Source organism: Georgenia sp. Marseille-Q6866 (genome assembly GCF_965111665.1).
On record NZ_CBCOOR010000009.1, the window covers coordinates 110,623 to 135,839 of the forward strand.

Below are 25,217 nucleotides of genomic sequence, written 5' to 3' on the forward strand. Positions count from 1 at the left end.
CCGGGTAGCACAAATCGCCGGTCCGTGAGTGATAATGGGCCCATGACGGGGGCGATCCTGGTGACCACGCTCGCGGCGCTGTGCGCCGCGGGGATCTTCGCTGCCGTCCTCATGGCCCAGCGCCCCGAGGAGGGCTGGGGCACGTGGCTGCGTGACACGGTCCGCGCCTGGCGGCGGGAGGACTTCACGTGGGCCGACGAGGTCGACGAGGAGGACGCCGGCGGCCTCGGCACGCTGTACCTCATGAGCGAGCCCGGCAACGCCTACACGACCGCCGACGAGCTCGCCGAGCGCCTGCGCGACATCCGCGAGCACGCCCCCGCCCTGCCCGACCGCGGTGAGGGTCGCCCCACCGAGGCGCCCGCCTGACCGAGGCGTCGCGGGCGCGCTGCGCCCCCGCCCGACCTGCGCGGTGGCCCTGCGGCCGCCCCGTGGTCCAGACTTGGCTGTTGTGACCGATCAGCTCTGGGCAGTCCTTGCCGTCGTCCTCGTCGTCCTCGCCGGCGGAACCGCCGCCCTCACCGCGGGCGTGCGCCGCCGTCGTCCACCCGCGCTGCCGGAGGAGCGGCCCGCGTCCGTCGCCACGGCCGAGGCGCCGGCCGACACGCTGCCCCCCGACGTGGACGACAGCGACGTCGTCGTCGAGGAGCCCCCGGCCGTCGAGACCGAGCGGCCCGCGCCCGTCGCCGGCCGCATGGTCCGGCTGCGCGAGCGGCTCTCCCGCTCGGGCACCATCGGCCGTTCGCTCCTGTCGATCCTCTCCCGTGAGTCGCTCACCGAGGAGGACTGGGAGGAGATCGAGGAGACCCTCCTGCTCGCCGACGTTGGCATCGGCCCCACGACCGAGCTCATGGACCGCCTGCGCACCCGCGTCCAGGTGCTCGGCACCAAGGACGCCGCCTCCGTCCGCGAGGTCCTGCGCGAGGAGCTCCTCCAGCTCGTCGACCCCACGATGGACCGCACCCTGCGCACGACGAAGGGCGTGGGCGACGACGGCGAGCCGCACCCCGCGACCATCCTCGTCGTCGGCGTCAACGGCACGGGCAAGACGACGACGGTGGGCAAGCTCGCCCGCGTCCTCGTCGCGGAGGACCTCGAGGTCGTCCTCGGTGCCGCCGACACCTTCCGGGCGGCAGCCGCCGACCAGCTGCAGACCTGGGGCGAGCGCGTGGGTGTCACCACCGTGCGCTCGGACCGCGAGGGCGCCGACCCGGCCGCCGTCGCCTTCGACGCCGTCCAGGCCGGGCGCGCCGCCGGGGCGGACGTCGTCCTCGTCGACACCGCCGGGCGGCTGCAGAACAAGGCCGACCTCATGGGCGAGCTCGGCAAGATCAAGCGCGTCATCTCCAGGCAGGCGCCGGTGAGCGAGGTCCTCCTCGTCCTGGACGCGACCACCGGCCAGAACGGCCTGCGCCAGGCGCAGGTCTTCGCCGAGGTCGTCGACGTCACCGGCATCGTCCTCACCAAGCTCGACGGGACCGCCAAGGGCGGGATCGTCGTCGCCGTCCAGCGCGAGCTCGGCGTGCCGGTCAAGCTCGTCGGCCTGGGGGAGGGCGCAGACGACCTCGCCCCCTTCGTCGCCGAGGACTTCGTCGAGGCCCTCCTCTCCTAAGGCGTCCCTCCGCATATGCGGGAAAACGACGCACGCGGGGAGTCCCCGGACGTCGTACTCCCGCATACGCGGACGAGGGGGAGGGGCGGGAAACACGGCCGTCACACGGCGGCGAATAACGTCACCTGACCGAAACATGGCCGCGCCGTGCCTGAAACATGGTGCGAGCAGGGTGGTCCCAGCCGGCCGCAAGGAGCCGGGATCGAGAGGACCACCCATGGAGCTCGACAGCGGCATCACCGCGTGGATGCTGGTCTCAGCATCGCTCGTGCTGCTCATGACACCCGGGCTGGCGCTGTTCTACGGCGGTATGACCCGGTCCAAGTCCGTACTCAACATGATGATGATGTCCTTCGGGGCGATGGGCGTCATCGGCGTCATCTACGTGCTGTGGGGCTGGTCGATGTCCTACGGCAGCCAGAGCATCGGCGGCATCTTCGCCAACCCCTTCGAGATGTTCGGCCTGGACGGCGCGATCCTCGACGAGTCCGGGGAGTTCGTCCTCGACGGCGGACTGCCCGTCATCGTCGACGTCGGCTTCCAGGTCACCTTCGCCATCATCACCACCGCCCTCATCAGCGGCGCCCTCGCCGAGCGCGTGAAGTTCGGCACCTGGATGGTGTTCACCGGCCTGTGGGTCACCCTGGCCTACTTCCCGATGGCCCACATGGTCTGGGGCGGCGGCCTCCTCAGCGGTGACGGCCCCTTCGCCTCCATCGCCACGCCGATCGACTTCGCCGGCGGCACCGTCGTCCACATCAACGCCGGCGTCGCGGCCCTCGTGCTCGCGATCGTCGTCGGCAAGCGCCGCGGCTTCGGCCGCACCCCCAGCCGCCCCCACAACCTCCCCTTCGTCATGCTCGGCGCCGCGCTCCTGTGGTTCGGCTGGTTCGGCTTCAACGCCGGCTCCGCCTACGCCGCCGACGGCCTCGCCGGCCTCGCCTGGGTCAACACGACGACCTGCGCCGCCGCCGCCATCCTCGGCTGGCTCGTCGTCGAGAAGCTGCGCGACGGGCACGCCACCTCCCTCGGTGCCGCCTCCGGCATCGTCGCGGGCCTCGTCGCCATCACCCCCGCGGCCGGCGCGCTCAGCCCGGTCGGCGCGATCGTCCTGGGCCTCCTCGCCGGTGGGCTCTGCGCCCTCGCCGTGTCCCTCAAGTACCGCTTCGGCTACGACGACTCCCTCGACGTCGTCGGCGTCCACCTCGTCGGTGGCCTCGTCGGCACCGTGATGATCGGCTTCCTCGCCACCGACGGCGGCCTCTTCTACGGCGGCGGCCTCAACCTCCTCGCCGTCCAGGTGATCATCGCCGTCGTCGCGATGGCACTGTCCGCCGTCGTCACCCTCGTCATCGCCCTCGCCCTCAAGGCGACGCTGGGCTGGCGGGTGCCCGAGGACGTCGAGACGATCGGCATCGACTCCGCCGTCCACGGCGAGTCCGCCTACGAGGGCCTGGGCAGCGGCCTGGCCGCCACCCTCCCGCCGCGCGAGGCCGCTCCCACCACCGTCAGCAGCGAAGAGAAGGTCGGGTCATGAAGCTCATCACCGCAGTCGTCCAGCCGCACCGGCTGACCGAGGTCAAGCAGGCACTCACGAGCGTGGGGGTGCGCGGCATGACGGTCTCCGAGGCCAGCGGCTACGGACGCCAGCACGGGCACACCGAGGTCTACCGCGGCGCCGAGTACGCCGTCGACCTCGTGCCCAAGGTCCGCATCGAGATCCTCGTCGACGACCACGACGTCACCGTCGTCACCGGCGCCATCGTCCAGGCCGCCCAGACCGGGCGCATCGGCGACGGCAAGGTGTGGGTCTCTCCCGTCGAGGAGGTCGTGCGGGTCCGCACGGGCGACCGCGGCGCCGTCGCGGTCTGACCGTGGGCCGCGCGCACACCGTCGGCGACCTGCGCGCGGCCCGGCTTGCCCTCCCGCTGCCCGTCCCGGCCCAGGCCGGGGCGGGCAGCGGGCGTTCGGCGGGCACGCGCTACCGCGCCGAGCTCTCCGGTCTCGTCGACACCGCCCTCGCGGGCCTGTGGGAGGCGGCGGTCCCCGACGCAGCCACCGGCCTCGCCCTCGCGGTCGTCGGGTCTCAGGGGCGCCGCGACGCCGGGCCCACGAGCGACCTCGACGTCGTCCTCCTCCATGACGGCCGCCACCACGACGCCGCGTCCGTCGCGCCGCTGGCCCAGGCGCTGTGGTACCCCCTGTGGGACGCGGACCTCGACGTCGACCACGCCGTGCGCAGCCTCGCCGGCTGCCGGCAGGTCGCCTCCGACGATCTCGTCTCGGCCGTCGGCCTGCTCGACGTCCGGCACGTCGCCGGGGACGCCGACGTCGTCACCCGGGCCCGCAGCGCCGTCCTCGCCGACTGGCGGGCGGCGGCACGACGGCGGCTGCCCGAGCTGCTCGGCTCCGTGCGCGAGCGCGGGGAGCGGCACGGGGAGCTCGCCTACCTCGTCGAGCCGGACCTCAAGGAGGCCCGCGGCGGGCTGCGTGACGTCGTCGTCCTCCGCGCGCTGGCCGCCACGTGGCTGGCCGACCGGCCCCACGGCGAGCTCGACGACGCCGCCGCCTTCCTCCTCGACGTGCGCGACGCCGTCGCCGTCGTCACGCGGCGTCGCACCACGCGGCTGCTGCGGGCCGACACGCCCGACGTCGCCGACCGGCTCGGCCTCGCCGGCCCGGACGCGCTCCTCGCCGAGCTCGCCCAGGCCGCCCGCGTCGTCACCGCGTCGCTCGACCTCACCGTCCGCCGCGCCCGTCAGGCGCTGCGCCGGACCGCGCTGCTGCGCCGCGGCCCGTCGGTCGTGCGGGGGAGGCGGGTGGCGCCCCGGCTGCGGCCCGTCGCGGCCGGCCTGGCCGAGCACGACGGCGAGCTCGTCCTCGCCTCCGACGCCGACGTGGAGCAGGACACCGGTCTCACGCTGCGCGCGGCCGCCGCCGCGGCCCGGACCGGCCTGCCGCTGTCCCCGGTGACTCTCGAGAGCCTGCGGCGGGCACCCGCGCCACGGGTCCCGTGGCCGGCCGGCGCGCGGGCGGACCTCCTCGAGCTGCTCGGGTCCGGTGCCGCGCAGATCCCCGTCTGGGAGGCGCTCGACCTCGCCGGTGTGGTCACGCGGTGGGTCCCCGAGTGGCGCGACGTGCGGAACCGGCCGCAGCGGTCGCCGGTCCACCGGCACACGGTGGACCGCCACCTCGTCCAGACCGCCGCCAACGCCGCCGAGCTGCTGCGCGAGCGGGGCGCGAGCCTCACGGAGGCCGAGCGGGCCACGCTCCTGGTGGCAGCTCTGCTCCACGACATCGGCAAGGTCGACGGCGCGGCGGACCACTCGCGGGAGGGGGAGCGGCGGGCCGCGGCCGTCGTCGAGCGGCTGGGTCTGCCCGCCCCCGCCGCGGCGACCGTCACCCTTCTCGTGCGCGAGCACCTCACGCTCGCGACCCTCGCCACGACGCGTGACCCCGCCGACCCGGAGGTGGCGGAGGAGCTGCTCGACGCCGTCGGGCACCGTCCCGTCACCCTCGAGCTCCTCGCCCTGCTCACCGAGGCCGACGCGAGCGCCGCGGGCCCGGTCGCGTGGACGCCGTGGCGCGCGCGTCTGGTCGGCGAGCTCCTCGCCCGGGGCCGGGAGCGGCTGCGGCACGCGCCGTCGGTGCCGCCAAGTACCCTGGACCTCTGACCGGACCCAACGAGCACGAGGAACGTCCTTGTTCGCCAGCCTCTCCGACCGCCTGACAGCCACCTTCCGCAACCTCCGCGGCAAGGGCCGGCTGTCCGAGCAGGACATCACCACCACCGTCTCCGAGATCCGGCGCGCCCTCCTCGAGGCGGACGTCGCCCTGCCGGTGGTGCGTGAGTTCACCGCCGCCGTGCGCGAGCGGGCGCTCGGGTCCGAGGTCTCCGGCGCGCTCAACCCCGGCCAGCAGATCGTCAAGATCGTCAACTCCGAGCTCGTCGAGATCCTCGGTGGCCAGGCCCGGGACCTGCGCTTCGCCAAGCGCCCGCCCACGGTCATCATGCTCGCCGGCCTCCAGGGCGCCGGTAAGACCACCCTCGCCGGCAAGCTCGCGAAGTGGCTCAAGGACCAGGGCCAGACCCCCCTCCTCGTCGCCTCCGACCTCCAGCGCCCCAACGCCGTCACCCAGCTCCAGGTCGTCGGTGAGCGCGCCGGCGTGCCCGTGTGGGCGCCCGAGCCCGGCAACGGCGTCGGAGACCCGATCGAGGTCGCACGCTCGGGCCTGGCCCACGCGCGGGACAAGCTCTACTCCGTCGTCATCGTCGACACCGCCGGCCGTCTTGGCGTGGACACCGAGATGATGGCCCAGGCCGCGGCCATCAAGGACGCCGTCCAGCCCGACGAGACCCTCTTCGTCCTCGACGCGATGATCGGCCAGGACGCCGTCGCGACGGCGCAGGCCTTCCAGGAGGGCGTCGACTTCACCGGCGTCGTCCTCACCAAGCTCGACGGCGACGCCCGTGGTGGCGCCGCCCTCTCGGTCGCGAAGGTCACCGGCCGGCCCGTCCTCTTCGCCTCCACCGGTGAGAAGCTCACCGACTTCGAGCGCTTCCACGCCGACCGGATGGCCTCCCGCATCCTCGACATGGGCGACATCCTCACGCTCATCGAGCAGGCCGAGCGCGCCTTCGACTCAGGCGAGGCCGAGCGGATGGCCGCGAAGGTCTCCGGCGGCGAGGACTTCACGCTGCAGGACTTCCTCGACCAGATGCAGCAGCTCAAGAAGATGGGCTCGATGAAGAAGATGCTCGGGATGCTCCCGGGCATGGGCCAGATGCGCGAGCAGCTGGAGAACTTCGACGAGCGCGAGGTCGACCGCATCGAGGCGATGATCCGCTCGATGACGCCGCAGGAGCGCGCGAACCCCAAGATCCTCAACGGCTCGCGCCGCTCACGCATCGCCCGCGGATCGGGCACCACCGTCACCGAGATCAACCAGCTGATGGAGCGCTTCGGCCAGGCGCAGACGATGATGCGGCAGATGGCTCGCTCGGGCGGCAAGATGCCCCCCGGCGGCTTCGGTCCCGGCGGTCTGCCCGGTGGTGGCAAGAAGTCCAAGGGCCGCATGGCCCCGCCGCCCAAGAAGGGCAAGGCGAAGTCCGGCAACCCCGCCAAGCGCGCGAGGCAGGAGGCCGAGGCGCTGCGCAAGGCCGCCGAGCAGCCCGCCGCGCCCACCGGCTCCGCCTTTGGGCTGGGCGGCGGGCAGTCCGGTGCCCCGGAGAGCATGCCGGACCTCGAGGACCTGCAGAAGTACCTGCGCTGACGGGAGTGGGATGGGCCAGCCGCTGCACCTGACCGGGACGATCGTCGTCGGCGACGCCGCCGAGCTCGACGAGTGCTGGGTGGTCGACGGCCGCCTCACGCTCGAGCCGCCCGCCGAGCCGGCGCGCGAGGTCGAGGGGTGGGTGCTGCCCGGGCTCGTCGACGTCCACTGCCACATCGGGCTCGGCCCCGAGGGGGCGGTGAGCGTCGAGGAGGCGGAGGTCCAGGCGAAGGCCGACCGCGAGGCCGGCACGCTCCTCGTCCGTGACGCCGGCTCGCCGCAGGACAACCGGTGGGTGCAGCAGCGCAGCGACCTGCCCCGGCTCATCCGCGCCGGCCACCACCTCGCGCGGCCCAGGCGGTACCTGCGCCACTACGGGCGCGAGCTCGAGGACGTCGCCCAGCTCCCGCAGGCCATGGCCGAGGAAGCCGCCTCCGGGGACGGCTGGGTGAAGATCGTCGCCGACTGGATCGACCGGTCCGAGGGTGCCGACTCCGACCTGCGCCCGCTGTGGCCCGCCGACGTCCTCGCCGAGGGGATCGCCGCCGCGCACGAGGCCGGCGCCAAGGTCACCGCCCACGCCTTCTCCCGTGAGGTGATCGACGACCTCCTCGACGCCGGCATCGACGGCATCGAGCACGGGACCGGGATGACGGCCGACCACATCGCCGAGGCCGCCCGCCGTCGCATCCCCGTCACCCCGACGCTGCTCCAGGTGGCCCACTTCGCGGACTTCGCCGCGCAGGCCGGTGCCAAGTACCCCGTCTACGCCGCGCGCATGCGGGCGATGCACGAGCGCCGATACAAGCAGGTCCGCACCTTCCACGAGGCCGGCGTGCCGCTGCTCATGGGCTCCGACGCCGGCGGCACCATCGCCCACGGCTCCCTGCCCGCCGAGCTCGCCGAGGTCGTGCGGGCCGGGGTGTCCGTCCTCGACGTCGTCGCGGCCGCGAGCTGGCGGGGCCGCGACCTCCTCGGGGTGCCGGGCATTCACGAGGGCGCGAGCGCCGACGTCGTCGTCTACGCCGAGGACCCCCGCGAGGACGTCACCGTCCTCGCCAGCCCGCGCGCCGTCGTGCTGCGCGGCGAGCTTTTCTAGCACCCCGGCCGAGCGCTCACCTACCGCCGCCTGCTGACTTCACGCGCCAACGGCCGCGACGTGATCGGCCGCCTCGGGTCCGCGGCCGTTCTCGCGCGCGGACCTCGACATCGAGGAGTGCCAGTAACAACCCAGCTGTCGGTGACGGAAGGGGTTGACGGCCTCGACACCTCTATGGTTCATTAGTCGAGTAATGAACCAACGAGGCGAGGGAGGTGGGACGTGTTCGACGGACCGGAGCCGATCTACGTGCAGATCGCCGAGCACCTGCGTCGCCAGGTTCTCGACGGCGCGCTCGCCGAGGGGGACCAGGTCATGAGCACCACCCAGTACGCCACGACCTACCGCATCAACCCGGCCACCGCGGCAAAAGCCTTTGCGCAGCTGGTCGACGAGGGTGTCATCTACAAGCAGCGAGGAGTGGGCATGTTCGTCGCCGACGGCGCCCGGGAGCGGCTGCGTGAGCACCGCCGCGGCGCCTTCTTCACCGACCGCCTCGACGCGGTCCTCGACGAGGCGCGCGTCCTGGGCATCGGCCCCGACGACCTCGTCCGCTACATCCAGCAGAAGGGAGCCGGAGCGTGAGCGGCCTCGACGTCGAGCTCACCGGACTCACGGTCGACTACCGCGACACCCGCGCCGTCGACTCCGCCACCGTCCACTTCCCCGCCGCCACCATCACCGGTCTCCTCGGCCGCAACGGCTCGGGCAAGACGTCGATGCTCTCGACGATCGCTTCCCTGCGGCGCCCCACGAGCGGCACCGTCCGGGTCGACGGCCGCGACCCCTTCGAGGACGAGCGCCTCATGGAGAGCGTCTGCCTCATCCGCGAGAGCGGGGACGTGCTGAGCGAGGAGAAGCTCAAGGTCACCCTCGAGCTCGTCGCCTCCGCCCGGCCCACCTGGGACCAGGCCTACGCCGAGGAGCTCCTCGACGCCTTCGAGCTCGACGCGCGCAAGAAGCCGGGCAAGCTCTCCCGCGGCCAGCGCTCCGCCTTCGGCGCCGTCATCGGGCTCGCCTCCCGCGCGCCGGTGACGATGTTCGACGAGGTCTACCTCGGCATGGACGCCCCGTCGCGCCGCCGCTTCTACGACCTCCTCATCGCCGACTACGTCGAGCACCCGCGCACGATCATCCTCTCCAGCCACCTCATCGGGGAGGTCGAGCGGCTCTTCGAGCACGTCGTCGTCCTCGACGGCGGCCGGGTGCTCCTCGCCGAGGAGGCCGACACCCTGCGCAGCCACGGCCTCACCGTGACCGGCCCCGCGGCCGAGGTCGACGCCGCCACCGCGGGTCTGCGCGTGCTCGGGGAGCAGGAGCTCGGCCCGACCAGGCGGGTCACCGTCGTCGGCCGGCTCGACGACGGCGCCCGAGACCGTTTCCGCGCCGCGGGCCTCGAGATCGGCGCCGTGCCGATCGAGGACCTGTTCATCGCCCTCACCGAGAAGGAGGCCCACCGATGATCACCGGCACCTCGGCGCCGCGCCTGCGCGGCAGTGTGAGCGTCACCCGCCCGCAGTGGGTCCGTGCCACCGTGCACCACCTGCAGGTCTACGTCCTCATGTGGGTGTGGCTGTGGGCGATCTGCGTCCTCGGCGCGGGCGTCGCCATCGCGGTCGTCGACCGCGTGGGCACCGTCAACGTGTCGGTCGTCCAGTTCGTCCGCAGCGGCCCGCTCGTGTGGTTCCTCTTCTCGATCGCCGTCATCGTCGCGACGACGTACCTCACCGCGCACGTCGCCAACGGCATGACGCGTCGTTCCTTCCTCACCGGCGGGCTCGTCGCCGCGGTGAGCAGCTCGCTGCTCCACGCCGCGACCGGCGCGGGGCTCCTCCTCCTCGAGGGGGTGCTCTACGACCGCATGGGGTGGCAGCACGACGCCGAGCCGGGGGAGGAGTACACCGCGGGCGTCTGGGAGTCGGGGCTCGGGACGCTGCTCGTCGACCACGCCCTCCTCGCACTCTCCGGCACCCTCACCGGACTCCTCGTCGGCATCACCTACTACCGGCTCGGCGGCTGGTGGGGCACCCTCGCGCTGCCCCTCACCATCTCGCCGATCCTCGCCGTCATGTTCATGACGAGCTGGACGGAGGCCCCCTTCGTCCCCTTCGACGCGCCGGGCTGGAGCGCCTACCTCGTGGGCGCCGTGCTCGTCCTCGCGGCCGGCCTCGCCTTTGCCCTGCTCGTCCGCCGTGTCCCCATCGCCCGAACGGAGTCATGAGATGGAACCCGTCATCGAGGTCCGCCACCTCCGCAAGACCTACGGCGACAAGGTCGCCGTCGCCGACGTCAGCTTCGACGTCCACCCCGGCGAGATCGTCGCCGTCCTCGGCCGCAACGGCGCCGGCAAGACGACGACGGTCGAGACCGTCGCCGGCCTGCGCACGGCCGACGGCGGCGAGGTCCGCGTCCTCGGCGTCGACCCGCAGCGTCACCCCGAGCTCATCCGTGAGCACGTGGGCATCCAGCTGCAGGAGGCCAAGCTGCCGCCGAAGATCACCGTGGCCGAGGCGATCGAGCTGTACGCCTCCTTCTACGCCGAGCCCGCCGACGGCGAGGAGCTCCTCGAGCTGCTCGGGCTCACCGAGCACCGCGACAAGCGCTTCGACCGCCTCTCCGGGGGCCTGCAGCAGCGCCTGTCCATCGCGCTGGCGCTCGTCGGCAACCCGCGCATCGCCATCCTCGACGAGCTCACCACCGGCCTGGACCCACAGGCCCGCCGCGAGACCTGGGCGCTCATCGACGGCGTCCGACGGCGAGGGGTCACCATCCTCCTCGTCACCCACTTCATGGACGAGGCCGAGCACCTCAGTGACCGCGTCGTCGTCATCGACGGCGGGCGCGTGGTCGCCGACGGCACCCCGACCGAGCTCGCCGCAGGCAGCGCGGACCAGCGCAGCTTCCGGATGACCACGCCGCAGCCCGTCGACCCGGCGCTGCTGCGGACCCTGCCCGAGGTGACCGACGTCGTCGCCCACGGCCGCGAGGTCGAGGTGACGGGCACGCGCCGGGTGCTGCCCGCCGTCGTGCTCGAGCTCGCCCGCCACGACGTCGTCCCCGACGACATCACCACCGTCCGCCGCAGTCTCGAGGACGTCTTCCTCGAGGTGACCGGCTCACTGAGCACGGAAGGAGTACCCGCATGAGCGCCACCGCCACCACCGCAGCCACCCGGGCGCCCTCGGGGCGTCGCGGGCTCGGCACCCTCGTACGGACCGAGGGCCGGCTCTTCCTCCGCGACCCCGGAGGTGTCTTCTTCGCCCTCGCCTTCCCGGCCGTGCTCCTCCTCGGCATGGGGCACGCCATCCCGGGGATGCGGACGGAGGTCGAGGGCGTCCCGGGCCTCGAGGGCGTCACCCTCATCCACCTGTGGGGCCCGGTCGTGCTCGCCACCGCGATCGCGACCGTCTCCCTCACCACGCTCCCGGCCACCGTCGCCGGCTACCGGGAGCAGGGCATCTTCCGGCGCCTGTCCACGACGCCGATGCGGCCCAAGTCCGTGCTCGCCTCCCACGTCGCGGTGAGCGGTGCGGCGCTCGCCGTCGCCGTCGCCCTCGCCCTCGTGGGCGGGATGGCCACGCTGGGGATCCCGCTGCCCGAGAGCCCGCTCGTCGTGCTCGCCGCCTTCCTCCTCGCGACGCTCGCGCTGTTCGCGATCGGCCTCGTCGTGGGTGGTCTGGCTCCCAAGGCGTCGACGGCGTCCGGGATCGGGATGCTGCTGTACTTCCCGCTCCTGTTCTTCGCCGGCCTGTGGCTCCCGATCTCGCAGATGCCCGACACCCTCGCGACCGTCGCGACCCTCACGCCGCTCGGTGCGGCGAGCGAGGCCATGACCACCGGGTGGTTCGCCGGGGACGTGCCGTGGCGAGAGCTCGGCGTCATGGCAGCCTGGAGCGTCGTCGGCTTCCCCGTCGCGGCGAAGGTGTTCCGCTGGGCGTGACGAACGCCCCACCCACCCGCTGAGGGCGCCCACTTGGGAATGGGCCCGCCGGTCTGGCAGAATGACCCGCTGTACTCGGACCGGTGGGCCCCTCTCACCCGTCGGAGCCGTGTCCAGGGCCAAGCAGTCCCCGAAACCCACAGGGGACACGCGTCGGCCCACCCCACATGAACCAGGAGTGACCACCACAGTGGCAGTCAAGATCCGTCTCAAGCGCATGGGCAAGATCCGCGCGCCGTACTACCGCGTCGTCATCATGGACGGTCGCAAGAAGCGTGATGGCCGGGCGATCGAGGAGATCGGCAAGTACCACCCGACCGAGGAGCCGTCGCTCATCGACATCGACTCCGAGCGCGCGCAGTACTGGCTCTCCGTGGGCGCCCAGCCCACCGAGCAGGTCGCCGCGCTGCTCAAGGTGACCGGCGACTGGCAGAAGTTCAAGGGCCTGCCGGGCGCCGAGGGCACCCTGCGCGTCAAGGGCGTCAGCGCCGAGGACGCCGCCGAGGCTCGCGCCGCTGCGGTGAAGGCCGCCGAGGACGAGGCCGAGAAGCGCAAGGCCAAGGCCTCCGAGGCCGCCGCCGCGGCCACCGAGGAGAAGGCGCCGTCGGACGCGCCCGCCGAGGAGCCCGCCGACGAGACCAATGCTGGCTGACGCCCTCGAGCACCTGGTGCGTGGCGTCGTCGACAACCCCGACGACGTCACCGTCACCTCTCGTTCGCTGCGTCGCGGTGAGCTGCTCGAGGTCCGGGTACACCCCGACGACCTCGGCCGCGTCATCGGCCGGCAGGGGCGCACGGCACGAGCCTTGCGCACCGTCGTCTCCGCGCTGTCCACGCGCGGCCCGGTCCGCGTCGACGTCGTCGACACCGACCGCTGACCACGGACGCGAGCCCTGGTTCACCCCCGGTGAGCCAGGGCTCGCGCTCGTTCTACCCGAGGAGAGCTGAGATGGAGCTGGTGGTCGCCCGCATCGGCGCACCCAACGGCCTGCACGGCCTGGTGCGCCTGGAGGTCCGGACCGATGACCCCGCCGGCCGCTTCGCCCCCGGGACGGTGCTCGCCACCGACCCGCCCGAGCGCGGCCCCCTCACCGTGGCCGCGAGCAGCGAGCGGCAGGGCTCGTGGTACGTCCGCTTCGCCGAGGCCCCCGACCGCACCGCGGCCGAGGCGCTACGCGGCACCCTCCTGGTCGCCGCTCCCGAGGAGGACCCGGAGGAGGACGCCTGGTACCCCCACGAGCTCGTCGGGCTCCCCGTGGAGGACACCGAGGGGCGCCACCTGGGGACCGTCGCCGGGATCGAGCACCTGCCCGCCCAGGACCTCCTCGTCCTCACCGAGGAGGGCGGCCAGCGCACCCTCGTCCCCTTCGTCAGCGAGATCGTCCCGCTCGTCGACGTCCCCGGACGGCGCGTGGTCATCGACCCGCCGCGCGGGCTGCTCGCCGGCGACGACGACGAGGACTGACGTGCGCATCGACGTCCTGACGATCTTCCCGGACTACCTCGCACCGCTCGAGCTCTCGCTCGTCGGCAAGGCGCGCCAGTCCGGGCTGCTCGACCTTGCCGTCCACGACCTGCGCGCGTGGACCACCGACCGGCACCGCACCGTCGACGACACCCCCTTCGGCGGGGGCGCCGGCATGGTCATGCGCCCGGACGTGTGGGGCACGGCCCTGGACGCCGTCCTCGGGGACGGCGCCGACGACGGCGGGACGGTGCTCCTCGTGCCGAGCCCCGCCGGGGAGGTCTTCACCCAGCGCACCGCCGAGGAGCTGGCGGGCGCGCGCCGCCTCGTCCTGGCCTGCGGCCGCTACGAAGGCATCGACGCCCGCGTGGCCGAGCACTACGCCACGCGGCCGGGCGTCACCGTCCGTGAGGTGTCCATCGGCGACTACGTCCTCAACGGGGGAGAGGTCGCGGCACTCGTCGTCGTCGAGGCCGTGGCGCGGCTGCTGCCCGGCGTCGTCGGCAACCCCGAGTCGCTCGTCGAGGAGTCCCACGGCGCCGCGGGGCTGCTCGAGTACCCCGTCTACACCAAGCCCCCCGCCTGGCGGGACCTGCCCGTCCCCGAGGTCCTCACCTCCGGGCACCACGCCAAGGTGACCCGCTGGCGCCGCGACCGCGCCCTGGAGCGCACCGCCGCCCGCCGCCCGGACCTCCTCGAGCGGCTCGCGCCCGAGGCGCTCGACCGTGAGGACCGGCGGGTCCTCGCCGGGCTGGGCTGGTACGTCGGTCCGGCCGGTCCCCGCCGCGCGCAGGTGCGCCTCGCCGGCCCCGACGACGCCGTCGCCCTGGCCGCGCTCGCCGCCCTCACCTTCCCGCTCGCCTGCCCGCCGTCGCTCGGCCCCGAGGCGATCGCCGCCCACGTCGCGACCCAGCTCGACGCCGACAGCTTCGCCCGCTTCCTCACCGACCCCGGGCGCGTTGTGCACGTCGCCGCCGACGAGGACACCGGCGCGCTGCTCGGCTACACGATGGTCGTCCTCGACTCCCCGGCCCCCGGCCAGGAGGAGAGCGAGGGCGTCGCCGAGCTGAGCAAGTGCTACGTCCACCCCGACGTCCACGGCGGCGGGCTGGCCGGCCGGCTCGTCTCCGCCGCAACGGACGCCGCCGCGCAGCACGGGGCCAGGCAGCTGTGGCTCGGGACGAACGCCGGCAACCGGCGGGCCCGGCGCTTCTACGAGCGCTGCGGCTTCGTGTTCGTCGGGCGGCGGACCTACGACGTCGGCGGGGTCCTCAACGACGACGTGGTGATGAGCACACCGGTTTCGGTGCCCTGACCCGCTGTGGCAAGATGGACCGGTCATGCGCTCACGGCGCGCGGTCTGCCTCAGGGGACCGGCGCATCCGGGCAGCGTGGCCACCATCAGATGTCGGCAGCGACCGCTGCCACGAACAGCGCCGGTGACCTGTGGCACCAGCGGGAAGGCACAACCATGCAGACCCTTGACCACGTCGACGCAGCATCGCTGCGCGACGACATCCCCGACTTCCGTGCGGGCGACACCCTCAAGGTCCACGTCAAGGTCGTCGAGGGCAGCCGCAGCCGTATCCAGATCTTCCAGGGATACGTCATGGCCCGCTCCGGCGCTGGGGTCCGCGAGACCTTCATCATCCGCAAGGTGAGCTTCGGCGTCGGTGTCGAGCGCACCTTCCCGGTCCACTCCCCGTCGATCGACAAGATCGAGGTCGTCTCCCGCGGCGCCGTCCGCCGGGCCAAGCTGTACTACATGCGCGGTCTGCAGGGGAAGAAGGCCAAGATCCGCGAGAAGCGCTGACTCGCGAGCAGTACCCGTACCATCACTTCTGCCCGGCTCGTCTCGAGCCGGGCAGAAGTTCTTTTCCGACACAGGAGTGCGTAGGCCGTGACGAACGACGACGACGCACGGGCCAGCGCGACGCGCCGCGACCGTGAACAGCTGCGGTCCGAGGAGCCGGGCGAGGACGCCCGGCCGGCAGCCCGGCGCAAGGGCGGGTGGTTGCGCGAGACCGCGATCGTCGTCGTGAGCGCGCTCGTCCTGTCCGTCCTCATCAAGACCTTCCTCGTGCAGGCCTTCTTCATCCCCTCCGGCTCGATGGAGGACACCTTCGCCGTCGGGGACCGGGTGCTCGTGAGCAAGCTCGCGCCCGGGCCGCTGGACGTCAGCCGCGGGGACGTCGTCGTCTTCGTCGACCCCGGCGGCTGGCTCGAGACCCAGCCCGACACCCGCAACCAGCTGCAGCGCGGCGTCGAGGAGGTCCTCACCTTCGTCGGGCTGCTCCCGCAGAACGCCGGTGAGCACCTCATCAAGCGGATCATCGGGCTGGGCGGGGACACCGTCGAGTGCTGCGACGCGGACGGGCGGATCACCGTCAACGGCGTCGGGATCGACGAGCCCTACCTCAAGCCGGGTGTCTCCCCGAGCGAGACCGAGTTCTCCGTCACCGTCCCCGAGAACCACCTGTGGCTCATGGGCGACAACCGCTCCAACTCCCAGGACTCCCGCGCCCACCAGGGCGACCCCGGCGGCGGGGCCGTGCCGATGCGCAACGTCGTCGGCACCGCCGTGCTCATCCTGTGGCCCTTCGACAGCTGGACCGTGCTCCGCAACCCGGGCGACACCTTCGCCGAGGTCCCCGAGCCCTGACCGGGCCCGTGCCTACGATGGCTGCGTGCCTGTGAACCGTGCGCCCACCCGGCAGCTCGAGCGAGAGCTGCTCGACTCCGGCCACCGGCTCGTCGCCGGGATGGACGAGGTGGGGCGCGGCGCCCTCGCCGGGCCGGTGAGCGTGGGCGTGTGCCTCGTCGACGCGAGCACCGGGCGCCTGCCCCGCGGGCTGCGCGACTCCAAGCTCCTCACCGCTCCCGCTCGGGAGGCCCTGTGCGAGCCGGTGCGCCGCTGGTCGGTGGGCAGCGCCGTCGGGCACGCCGGGCCGGACGAGATCGACGCGTTCGGCATCATCGCCGCGCTCCGGATGGCCGGAACCCGGGCCCTGGCCACGCTGGCGGCGCAGGGACTCGTGCCCGACGTCGTCGTCCTCGACGGCATCCACGACTGGCTCACCCCGCCCGACGACCTCTTCGGCGGCCTCGACCCCGAGCTGCCCGTCCTCGTCCCGCCGGTGCGGACCCAGGTCAAGGGCGACCTGCGGTGCGCCGTCATCGCGGGGGCGAGCGTGCTGGCCAAGTGCGAGCGCGACGGGATGATGGTCGGCCTGGCCGAGCAGCACCCCGCCTACGGCTGGGAGGCGAACAAGGGCTACTCCGCCCCCGGGCACCTCGCCGCGCTGCGCGAGCTCGGGCCCACCGAGCTGCACCGCCGGTCCTGGCGGCTGCCGACGGCCCAGGACCCCGCCCCGGAAGCCGCCGTCCCCGAGGCGGCTGTGCCCGAGGCCACGCCCGTCCCGGTGCCCGCCGGTGCCGCGCCGGCCCGTCCCGGGGCATGATGGGGACGTGAGTGCTGAGGACCTGGAGAACTACGAGGCCGATCTCGAGCTCGGCCTGTACCGCGAGTACCGGGACGTCGTCGGGCTCTTCTCCTACGTCGTGGAGACCGAGCGTCGCTTCTACCTCGCCAACGAGGTGGACCTGCAGGTGCGCTCGGCGGGCGGCGAGGTGTTCTTCGAGCTGACCCTCGGGGACGCGTGGGTGTGGGACGTCTACCGGTCCGCGCGCTTCGTGCGCTCGGTGCGAGTGGTGACCTTCAAGGACGTCAACGTCGAGGAGCTGCCGCGGGCGGAGCTCAACCTCCCGTCCTGACCCGGTTGCCCCACACGACGGGCTCGCGCTGAGCCTGTCCACCGCCCGGTGACCGTGCCCGGTCCCGCGTGGGTCGCGTCGGTGACGCTGGTCGCGGAGGTGGTGGCCCGTGGCCGCAAAGGACGAGCTCGGCGCCCGTGGCGAGCGCATCGCCGCAGCGATGCTCCGTGAGGACGGTTACGAGATCCTCGACCGCAACTGGCGCTGCCGCGAGGGCGAGATCGACATCGTCGCCCGGGACCCGCGGTCCGACGCCATCGCCTTCGTCGAGGTCAAGACCCGCAGCGGTACCGGCTTCGGCCACCCCTCCGAGGCCGTGGGCGCCGTCAAGCTCGAGCGGCTGCGGCGGCTCGCCGGGCGGTGGCTGAGCGAGCACGGCACGCGCGCCGCCGAGGTGCGCATCGACGTCGTCGCGGTGCTGCGCCGCCACGGGCGCCCCGCCCTCGTCGAGCACCTGCGGGCGGTGGGCTGAGTGGGCCTGGCACGGACGTGGTCGGTGGCGCTCGTGGGCGTGGAGGGACATCTCGTCCAGGTCGAGGCGCACGCGGCGAGCGGGCTGCCGGCCTTCATCCTCGTCGGGCTGCCCGACGCGTCGCTGTCCGAGGCCCGCGAGCGCGTGCGCGCCGCGGTGGCGTCCTGCGGGCTGCCCTGGGACGCGCGGCGGCGCACCGTTAACCTGTCTCCGGCCTCGCTGCCCAAGGCGGGCTCCGCCTTCGACCTCGCCATCGCGGTCGCCTGCCTGGGGGCGGACGGCCTGCCCGACGCCGAGCGGGCCGGGCGGGCCGTCCACCTCGGCGAGCTCGGGCTGGACGGGCGCGTCCACCCGGTGCGCGGGGTGCTGCCCGCGGTGGCCGCCGCCGTCGCCGCCGGCCGGCCCGACGTCGTCGTGCCCGCCGGGAACCTTGCCGAGGCACGGCTCGTCCCGGGTGCGCGGGTGCGCGGGGTCCAGCACCTCACCGAGCTCGCGCGCGAGTACGGCGCGGACGTGAGCGTGCCGGCGCCCGAGGCGCTGCCGGTGCCGGCGCCGCCGGCGGCGCCGGCACCACCGGACCTCGCGGAGGTCATCGGGCAGGACGAGGCGCGCTTCGCCCTCGAGGTCGCCGCCGCCGGGGGCCACCACCTCCTCATGGTCGGGCCGCCCGGGGCGGGCAAGACGATGCTCGCCGCGCGCCTGCCCGGTCTGCTGCCCGACCTCGAGGACGCCGACGCCCTGGAGGTGACGGCGATCCACTCGGTGGCCGGCACTTTCAACGCCGGCGGGGGACTGCTGCGGCGCCCGCCCTTCGAGGACCCCCACCACACGGCCACGGCCCAGGCCATCGTCGGCGGCGGGTCCGGGGTGCCGCGTCCCGGCGCCGCCTCCCGCGCCCACCGCGGCGTCCTCCTGCTCGACGAGGCCCCGGAGTTCGCGCGGAGGGTGCTCGACTCGCTGCGCCAGCCGCTCGAGCACGGCGAGATCGTCGTCCACCGCGCCCGCGGCGCCGCGCGCTACCCGGCCCGCTTCCAGCTCGTCCTCGCCGCCAACCCCTGCCCCTGCGGCAAGGCGACGGGCAAGGGCCTGGCGTGCACGTGCACGCCGCTGGAGCGGCGCCGGTACCTCGCCCGGCTGTCCGGGCCGCTGCTCGACCGTGTCGACCTCCAGATCGACGTCCCCGCGGTCACCCGCGCCTCCGCCGCGCTCGGCTCGGAGGGGGAGAGCAGCCGGGTCGTGTCCGCGCGGGTCGCCGAGGCGCGTGCCGCCCAGCACCGGCGGCTGGCGGGCACTCCGTGGCAGGGCAACGCCGAGGTGCCCGGCGCGTGGCTGCGTGCCCCGGAGCAGGGGCTAGGGACGCGCCCGCGGGCCGTGCTCGAGCGGGCCCTCGACTCCGGGACGCTGAGCCTGCGGGGGATGGACCGCGTGCTCAAGATCGCCTGGACGCTCGCCGACCTCTCCGGGCGTCCCCACCCCGACCTCGACGACGTCGGGACCGCCATGAGCCTGCGCATCAGAGGAGGCACCGGTGCCTGACCTGCCCTTCGACACCACGGACCAGCGGCTCGCCGCGGCCGCGTGGACGCGCGTCGCCGAGCCCGGCGACCGTGCCGCCGGTGTGCTGCGCGCCCGGCTCGGGCCGGGCGCAGCGCTCGAGTGGTTGTGCCACGTCCGGCGCGCCGGCTCGAGCTCGGTCGTCCCGCCCGGCGGGGTCCTCGTGGACGACGCCGTCGCCGCCGACGACTGGCGCAAGGCCGTGGACCGGTGGGTCCCGCGCCTCGACGACCTCGACATCCGGCGCGAGCTGAGCATGCTCGACGCCCTCGGCGGTCGTCTCCTCCTGCCGGGCGACGAGGAGTGGCCGACCGTCTTCGCGGACCTCGCTGAGCGGGCGCCGGCGGCACTCTGGGTGCGCGGCAACGGCCGCCTGGACCTGCCGCGCCCGGCCGTGGCGATCGTCGGGATGCGCGCGAGCACCCGGTACGGGGAGACGCTGGCCGCGCAGATGGCCATCGAGCTCGCCGAGCGGGGCGTCGTCGTCGTGTCCGGCGGCGCCTACGGGATCGACGCGGCCGCGCACCGCGGCGCGCTCAGCACCGACGGCCTCACGTGGGCGGTGCTCGCCGGGGGAGTGGACCGCCTCTACCCGGCCGGCAACACCCGCCTGCTCGAGGCCATCATGGACGAGGGCGTCGTGCTGGCCGAGCCGGCACCCGGCTCGTCGCCGGGCCGCCACCGCTTCCTCGAGCGCAACCGCCTCATCGCCGCCCTCGGCCGGGTGTGCGTGGTCGTCGAGGCCGGGTGGCGCTCGGGCGCCCTCAACACCGCCCGGCACGCCGAGGACCTCCTGCGTCCGGTGGCCGCGGTGCCGGGGCCGGTCACCTCGATGGCCTCGGCGGGCTGCCACCGCCTCCTGCGGGACCACGGCGCAGTGTGCGTCACCGACGCCGCGGACGTCCTCGAGCTGCTCGCCCCCAGCGGGGAGGACCTCGCCCCGGACCGGCCCGTGCAGCCCGGCCTCCTCGACGGGCTCGACCCCCTCGGGTCCCGGGTGCTCGACGCCCTGCCGGCGAGGTCCGCCGCGAGCGTGGCCAGCCTCGCGCGGACGGCCGGGCTGAGCGAGCGGGAGGTGCGGGCCGGGGTGGGGCGGCTCGAGCTCAGCGGCCACGCCCAGCGCAGCGGCAGCGGCTGGCGCCGCACCCCGAGGCCCACGTGAGCCGCGTCACAGTGAGGTAACGTGGCAGGACGACGAGGTCGTCGTACCGGCCGCCCACCGACGCGACGTGGCGTCCACGGCCGGCTCAGCAGAGAAGGGCAGGAACATGGCAGGAAACCGAGCAGTCGCCTACAAGGCCCCCGGCAAGGTCGAGGTCATCGACACGGACTACCCCACCTTCGAGCTCCAGGACGGACCGGGCGTCAACCCCGCGAACGTGGGACGCCAGGTACCCCACGGCGTCATCCTCAAGACCGTCGCCACCAACATCTGCGGCTCCGACCAGCACATGGTCCGCGGCCGCACGACCGCGCCCAGCGACCTCGTCCTCGGCCACGAGATCACCGGCGAGGTCGTCGAGGTCGGGCGGGACGTGGAGTTCGTCAAGAAGGGCGACCTCGTCTCCGTCCCGTTCAACATCTCCTGCGGCCGGTGCGTCAACTGCAAGAAGCGGCGCACCGAGATCTGTCTCAACGTCAACCCCGACCGCCCCGGAAGCGCCTACGGGTACGTCGACATGGGCGGCTGGGTCGGCGGGCAGGCCGAGTACGTGCTCGTCCCCTACGCGGACTGGAACGCCCTCGTCTTCCCGGACAAGGCGCAGGCGATGGAGAAGATCCTCGACCTCACCATGCTCTCCGACATCCTCCCGACCGGGTACCACGGCGCGGTGAGCGCGAAGGTCGGGACGGGCTCGACCGTGTACGTCGCCGGAGCAGGACCCGTCGGGCTCGCGGCCGCCGCCTCGGCGCAGCTGCTCGGCGCGGCCGTCGTCGTCGTCGGTGACTTCAACACCGAGCGTCTCGCCCAGGCGCGCAGCTTCGGGTGCGAGACGATCGACCTCAGCAAGGGGGAGCCGCACGAGCAGATCGAGGACCTGCTCAAGGTCCCCGAGGTGGACGCGGCCATCGACGCCGTCGGCTTCGAGGCGATGGGCCACGGGGGCAAGGAGGCCCCGGCGACGGTGCTCAACAGCGTGATGAGCGTCGTCTCCGCGGGAGGGTCGGTGGGGATCCCCGGCCTCTACGTCACCGGTGACCCGGGCGGCGTCGACGAGGCGGCCCAGCGCGGCGCCCTGTCGATGGACTTCGGCACCGGCTGGGCGAAGGCCCTCACCTTCGTCACGGGCCAGACCCCGGTGATGAAGTACCACCGCGGCCTCATGCAGGCGATCCTCAACGACCGGATCCACATCGCCAAGGCCGTCAACGCCGAGGTCATCAGCCTCGACGACGCACCCCGCGGGTACGAGGAGTTCGACAAGGGCGCGGCGAAGAAGTACGTCATCGACGCCCACGGCTCCATCCGCTGAGACCGACGCGCCCGGCGGTGAGGCTTGCCCTCACCGCCGGGACGCGCGACCGTGAGCGCGTGCCCCACCCCGCCACGCTCCTCGACGACTTCGGGCGCCACCTCGCTCTGCAGCGCGGCCTGTCGGAGCACACCGTGCGCGGCTACCTCTCCGACGTGCGCTCGCTCCTCGACACGCTGCGCGAGGACGACGGAGCCGTGGACCTCACCCGGCTCGACCTCACCGCCCTGCGCGCGTGGCTGGCCGGGCAGGCCCGCGACGGGCGCTCGCGGTCGACGCTCGCCCGCCGCGCGGCGGCCGCGCGGACCTTCTGCTCCTGGGCCGTGCGGCAGGGCCACCTCGCCGAGGACGTCGGCGTGCGCCTGCAGAGCCCGCGGGCCGACAAGCGTGTGCCGCAGGTGCTCGCCGTCGACGAGGCGACCGTCCTGCTGGACCTCGCGGCCCAGGTGGCCGACGACGGCGACCCGCTCCGCCTGCGCGACTGGGCGGTCCTCGAGATGCTCTACGCGACCGGCGTGCGGGTCGCCGAGCTCGTCGGCATCGACGTGGCCGCGGTCGACCGACGCGAGCGGACCGTGCGGGTGCTCGGCAAGGGAGGCGCCGAGCGCGTCGTCCCCTTCGGGGTGCCGGCGGACCGCGCCCTGGGGGAGTGGCTGGAGCGCGGTCGCCCCCAGCTCGTGACGCCGACGTCGCCGCCGGCGCTGTTCCTCGGTGCGCGCGGCGGACGGTTGGGCGTGCGGGCCGTGCGCGAGCGGGTGCACGACCTGACGGCGCTCGCGGGCGTGCGGGACATGGCGCCCACGGCCTGCGGCACGTGCCGCCACCCACCTCCTCGCCGGTGGCTCGGACCTGCGCACTGTCCAGGAGGTGCTCGGCCATGCCTCCTCGCCACCACCCAGCGCTACACGCACGTCACCCCTGAGCGCCTCCGCGCCGCCTACACCCAAGCCCACCCCGCGCCTGACCCCGCCCCGTCATCGCCGACAGCTCACTGTTACCGCCGACAGCTCACTTGTTCGCGCCGACAGCTCACTTGTTACCGCTGACAGCTCACTTGTCCGCGCCGACAGCTCACTTGTTACCGACCAGTAGCCTGCCGCTGACAGTCGGATCCCGCCCACCAACGGATTGCCCGCTGCTCAGTCGCTGGGGCAGCCTCACTTGTCACCGACAGCCGGATCCCGCCCGCCGGAGGACTTCTGCTGCACGTCGAGCCGTGCAGCGCGCGTCAGGCCCGCCGGCGGGCGGGGCCCCTCACCCGTGCTGGGGAAGCAGCCGGATCACGACATCCTCGGTGAGAAGGGTGAGCGGATCGACATAGCCGTCCCGACCCCGTCGCGCTCCCCAGTGCAGGCACGGCTCGTCAGGGCAGTGGTGGCCGAGCGACTCGAGCACGCCGATCACCTGTCCTGCGGTCACCTGCGCGCCGCGGCGAGTTGTCGCCGTGACCGGCTCGTAGGTGGTGCGGAGGCCGTCGGCGTGGTCGACGGACACCACGCCGCGGCCGGCGACCCGACCGGCGAAGGCGACGACGCCGTCGCCGGCCGCCCCGACATCTGCGCCTGCCGGGAGAGCGAGGTCGACGCCGCGGTGACCCGCCGCCCACCGTTCGGGTGGCGCGGCGAAGGGGCGGACGACCTCTCCGGGGCCGCCGGTCGGCCACTCGTACCGGACCCGGTCGACTGACGCGGCGGTGCTCTGCACGACGACCTGTGGTGCCGGCGCGGGTTGCTCGGCCAGTAGGAGTGCACCACCGAGGACGGCGAGCACGCCCGCCGCAGCCGCGGTGCCACTGCTCAGACCCATGGCACCAGCGTCGCGGCAGCGCGCCGGCACCGCCGGACGTCGGACGGTCTCTGGGGATGACGGCCCCGCGAGGGGGACGGGTGGACCGGTCACAGGTGAGCTCTCAGCGGTAGGGGAGCGGGCAGCAAGTCCGCGCTCTGCGGTACGGGCTGGAGCAACAAGTCAGCTGTCGGCGTGGGTGGGGGCGGGCGGGATCCGGCTGTCGGCGTGGGTGGGGTGCGGGCGGGATCCGGCTGCCGGCGTGGGAGGAGTGGGGGCGGGATCCGGCTGTCGGCGGGGTGGGGGCTGGGTAACAAGTCAGCTGTCGGCGTGGGGGGAGGGGGAGGCGGGGCGGGATCCGGCTGTCGGCGTGACGGGGCGGCTGGGTGGGTAACAAGTCAGCGCTCGGCGGTAGGGGGACGGTGCGGGTTCAGTGTCGTGGGCGCCACAGGACGGCGGGGCCCTTGCGCTGCCGGGGAGGGGTGGGGTGCGGTAGAGTTGGCACCGCAGCCGGAGCGATCCGGCTGACATCGCGTGCCCACATGTCGCGCTCGCAGTCCCGGACCCAGCGACGCGAGGCAGCCGGCGCGGTCCCGCCCAGGCGGGGGCCGGCAGTCGTGAGCACCAGGAGTGGCGACCACCCGGTCGACCACAGACAACCGAGTAGCGGACACGGCAGCGGAACACTCGCGCCATGTTCGCCCGACGTGCGGAGCACCCGCACCGGAAAGGACGAGCCATGGCCGTCGTCACCATGCGCCAGCTCCTCGAGAGCGGCGTCCACTTCGGGCACCAGACCCGTCGCTGGAACCCCAAGATGAAGCGCTTCATCTTCACCGAGCGCAACGGCATCTACATCATCGACCTCCAGCAGTCGCTGACGGACATCGACCGTGCCTACGAGTACGTCAAGGAGACGGTCGCCCACGGCGGCACGATCCTGTTCGTCGGGACCAAGAAGCAGGCGCAGGAGGCCGTCGCCGAGCAGGCGGCGCGCGTGGGCATGCCCTACGTCAACCAGCGCTGGCTCGGTGGCATGCTCACCAACTTCACCACCGTCAACAAGCGTCTGCAGCGCCTCAAGGAGCTCGAGCAGGTCGACTTCGACGACGTCGCGAGCAGCTCCTTCACGAAGAAGGAGCTGCTCATGCAGCGCCGCGAGAAGGACAAGCTCTCGCGCACGCTGGGTGGTATCCGCGACATGACCAAGGTGCCGTCTGCGGTGTGGATCGTCGACACCAAGAAGGAGCACCTGGCGGTCGCCGAGGCGCGCAAGCTCAACATCCCCGTCATCGCCATCCTCGACACCAACTGCGACCCGGACGAGGTCGACTACGGCATCCCCGGCAACGACGACGCGATCCGCGCCGTCGGCCTGCTCACCCGCGTGATCGCCGACGCCGCCGCTGCCGGTCTCGTCACGCGTCACGGTGGCGGCTCGGGCAACGCCCCGACCGAGGCCGAGCCGCTGGCCGAGTGGGAGCGCGAGCTCCTCGCCGCCAACGAGGCCGACCAGAGCGCGCAGGCCTCGCCCGTCGTCGCCGAGCAGGGTGACGAGGCCGTCGACGCCGCCCAGCACGTCGCCGGCGTGACGAACGACGCCGAGCAGGTCGCCGCCGCCGCCGAGGCCGGCGAGGAGTCCGCTCCCGTCGTCAGCGCCGAGGGCCCCGACACCACGCAGGTGGCCGACAACGCCCCCGCGACGGACGCCCCCGCGGCGGACGAGCCCCCCGCCAGCCAGGCCTGATCCCCGAAACTCCGAGGAGAC

General features: G+C 73.6%; 26 protein-coding genes and 1 pseudogene. 26 read left to right on the forward strand and 1 reads right to left on the reverse strand.

Annotated features, from left to right (window positions below):
• Nucleotides 1–42 precede the first annotated feature (42 nt).
• The 25 genes and pseudogenes from ACWPXV_RS09550 to ACWPXV_RS09670 form a co-directional block, all read left to right on the forward strand.
• Nucleotides 43–369, forward strand: coding sequence for a hypothetical protein (locus ACWPXV_RS09550; protein ID WP_454085022.1), 327 nt, complete (start codon nt 43–45; stop codon nt 367–369).
• An 82-nt stretch (nt 370–451) separates the two neighbouring features.
• Nucleotides 452–1,612, forward strand: a complete 1,161-nt coding sequence (ftsY, locus tag ACWPXV_RS09555; RefSeq protein ID WP_454085023.1) for a signal recognition particle-docking protein FtsY — start codon at nt 452–454, stop codon at nt 1,610–1,612.
• Between the two features lie 217 nt (nt 1,613–1,829).
• Nucleotides 1,830–3,149: an ammonium transporter gene (locus ACWPXV_RS09560; protein ID WP_454085024.1), complete on the forward strand. Its 1,320-nt coding sequence runs from the start codon at nt 1,830–1,832 to the stop codon at nt 3,147–3,149.
• A complete protein-coding gene (locus tag ACWPXV_RS09565) occupies nt 3,146–3,484 on the forward strand; it encodes a P-II family nitrogen regulator (RefSeq protein WP_413450656.1) in 339 nt (112 codons plus the stop codon). The genes ACWPXV_RS09560 and ACWPXV_RS09565 overlap by 4 nt, the downstream gene beginning before the upstream one ends.
• Nucleotides 3,485–3,486: 2 nt before the next feature.
• Complete coding sequence (locus tag ACWPXV_RS09570) at nt 3,487–5,286, forward strand: [protein-PII] uridylyltransferase family protein (protein ID WP_454085025.1); 1,800 nt, start codon at nt 3,487–3,489, stop codon at nt 5,284–5,286.
• A 28-nt stretch (nt 5,287–5,314) separates the two neighbouring features.
• Nucleotides 5,315–6,886, forward strand: a complete 1,572-nt coding sequence (gene ffh / locus ACWPXV_RS09575) for a signal recognition particle protein (RefSeq protein WP_454085026.1) — start codon at nt 5,315–5,317, stop codon at nt 6,884–6,886.
• Between the two features lie 10 nt (nt 6,887–6,896).
• The gene (locus ACWPXV_RS09580; RefSeq protein WP_454085027.1) at nt 6,897–7,985 is read left to right on the forward strand and encodes an amidohydrolase family protein; all 1,089 of its coding nucleotides are present in this window, start codon (nt 6,897–6,899) and stop codon (nt 7,983–7,985) included.
• Nucleotides 7,986–8,207: 222 nt separating this feature from the next.
• Nucleotides 8,208–8,570: a GntR family transcriptional regulator gene (locus ACWPXV_RS09585; protein WP_251837934.1), complete on the forward strand. Its 363-nt coding sequence runs from the start codon at nt 8,208–8,210 to the stop codon at nt 8,568–8,570.
• Nucleotides 8,567–9,448, forward strand: a complete 882-nt coding sequence (locus ACWPXV_RS09590; RefSeq protein ID WP_454085028.1) for an ATP-binding cassette domain-containing protein — start codon at nt 8,567–8,569, stop codon at nt 9,446–9,448. Before ACWPXV_RS09585 ends, ACWPXV_RS09590 begins: the two co-directional genes overlap by 4 nt.
• Nucleotides 9,445–10,206 (forward strand): hypothetical protein, encoded by a 762-nt coding sequence (locus ACWPXV_RS09595; protein WP_454085029.1) that lies wholly within the window; start codon nt 9,445–9,447, stop codon nt 10,204–10,206. Before ACWPXV_RS09590 ends, ACWPXV_RS09595 begins: the two co-directional genes overlap by 4 nt.
• Before the next feature lies 1 nt (nt 10,207).
• A complete protein-coding gene (locus tag ACWPXV_RS09600; RefSeq protein ID WP_454085030.1) occupies nt 10,208–11,131 on the forward strand; it encodes an ABC transporter ATP-binding protein in 924 nt (307 codons plus the stop codon).
• A complete protein-coding gene (locus ACWPXV_RS09605; protein WP_454085031.1) occupies nt 11,128–11,925 on the forward strand; it encodes an ABC transporter permease in 798 nt (265 codons plus the stop codon). Before ACWPXV_RS09600 ends, ACWPXV_RS09605 begins: the two co-directional genes overlap by 4 nt.
• 190 nt (nt 11,926–12,115) lie before the next feature.
• Nucleotides 12,116–12,577 carry a 30S ribosomal protein S16 gene (gene rpsP / locus ACWPXV_RS09610; protein ID WP_251304979.1) on the forward strand — a complete coding sequence of 154 codons (462 nt, stop codon included), beginning with the start codon at nt 12,116–12,118 and terminating at the stop codon, nt 12,575–12,577.
• Nucleotides 12,567–12,803: an RNA-binding protein gene (locus ACWPXV_RS09615; RefSeq protein WP_110852349.1), complete on the forward strand. Its 237-nt coding sequence runs from the start codon at nt 12,567–12,569 to the stop codon at nt 12,801–12,803. The genes rpsP and ACWPXV_RS09615 overlap by 11 nt, the downstream gene beginning before the upstream one ends.
• Before the next feature lie 71 nt (nt 12,804–12,874).
• Entirely contained in the window at nt 12,875–13,390 is a 516-nt protein-coding gene (rimM, locus tag ACWPXV_RS09620; protein ID WP_454085032.1) for a ribosome maturation factor RimM, read from the forward strand.
• Nucleotide 13,391: 1 nt separating this feature from the next.
• Nucleotides 13,392–14,705 (forward strand): tRNA (guanosine(37)-N1)-methyltransferase TrmD, encoded by a 1,314-nt coding sequence (gene trmD, locus ACWPXV_RS09625; RefSeq protein ID WP_454085033.1) that lies wholly within the window; start codon nt 13,392–13,394, stop codon nt 14,703–14,705.
• A gap of 156 nt (nt 14,706–14,861) precedes the next feature.
• Nucleotides 14,862–15,203 carry a 50S ribosomal protein L19 gene (rplS, locus tag ACWPXV_RS09630; protein WP_454085034.1) on the forward strand — a complete coding sequence of 114 codons (342 nt, stop codon included), beginning with the start codon at nt 14,862–14,864 and terminating at the stop codon, nt 15,201–15,203.
• An 87-nt stretch (nt 15,204–15,290) separates the two neighbouring features.
• Complete coding sequence (gene lepB, locus ACWPXV_RS09635; protein ID WP_454085035.1) at nt 15,291–16,052, forward strand: signal peptidase I; 762 nt, start codon at nt 15,291–15,293, stop codon at nt 16,050–16,052.
• A 25-nt stretch (nt 16,053–16,077) separates the two neighbouring features.
• Nucleotides 16,078–16,851 carry a ribonuclease HII gene (locus ACWPXV_RS09640; protein WP_454085036.1) on the forward strand — a complete coding sequence of 258 codons (774 nt, stop codon included), beginning with the start codon at nt 16,078–16,080 and terminating at the stop codon, nt 16,849–16,851.
• Between the two features lie 7 nt (nt 16,852–16,858).
• Nucleotides 16,859–17,164, forward strand: a complete 306-nt coding sequence (locus ACWPXV_RS09645) for a DUF2469 domain-containing protein (RefSeq protein WP_110852344.1) — start codon at nt 16,859–16,861, stop codon at nt 17,162–17,164.
• 109 nt (nt 17,165–17,273) lie between these two features.
• Nucleotides 17,274–17,636 carry a YraN family protein gene (locus tag ACWPXV_RS09650; RefSeq protein WP_251304983.1) on the forward strand — a complete coding sequence of 121 codons (363 nt, stop codon included), beginning with the start codon at nt 17,274–17,276 and terminating at the stop codon, nt 17,634–17,636.
• Nucleotides 17,637–19,172, forward strand: coding sequence for a YifB family Mg chelatase-like AAA ATPase (locus ACWPXV_RS09655; RefSeq protein WP_454085037.1), 1,536 nt, complete (start codon nt 17,637–17,639; stop codon nt 19,170–19,172).
• Complete coding sequence (gene dprA, locus ACWPXV_RS09660; protein ID WP_454085038.1) at nt 19,165–20,352, forward strand: DNA-processing protein DprA; 1,188 nt, start codon at nt 19,165–19,167, stop codon at nt 20,350–20,352. Before ACWPXV_RS09655 ends, dprA begins: the two co-directional genes overlap by 8 nt.
• A gap of 106 nt (nt 20,353–20,458) precedes the next feature.
• Nucleotides 20,459–21,664 carry a formaldehyde dehydrogenase, glutathione-independent gene (gene fdhA, locus ACWPXV_RS09665; protein WP_454085039.1) on the forward strand — a complete coding sequence of 402 codons (1,206 nt, stop codon included), beginning with the start codon at nt 20,459–20,461 and terminating at the stop codon, nt 21,662–21,664.
• A gap of 17 nt (nt 21,665–21,681) precedes the next feature.
• Nucleotides 21,682–22,620 (forward strand): annotated as a pseudogene (locus ACWPXV_RS09670) (tyrosine recombinase XerC); the annotation flags it as partial.
• A gap of 298 nt (nt 22,621–22,918) precedes the next feature.
• Here the strand turns inward: ACWPXV_RS09670 and ACWPXV_RS09675 are convergent.
• Nucleotides 22,919–23,470 (reverse strand): M23 family metallopeptidase, encoded by a 552-nt coding sequence (locus tag ACWPXV_RS09675; protein WP_454085040.1) that lies wholly within the window; start codon nt 23,468–23,470, stop codon nt 22,919–22,921.
• 718 nt (nt 23,471–24,188) lie between these two features.
• Here ACWPXV_RS09675 and rpsB point away from each other — a divergent pair.
• Entirely contained in the window at nt 24,189–25,196 is a 1,008-nt protein-coding gene (rpsB, locus tag ACWPXV_RS09680) for a 30S ribosomal protein S2 (protein ID WP_454085041.1), read from the forward strand.
• Nucleotides 25,197–25,217 lie beyond the last annotated feature (21 nt).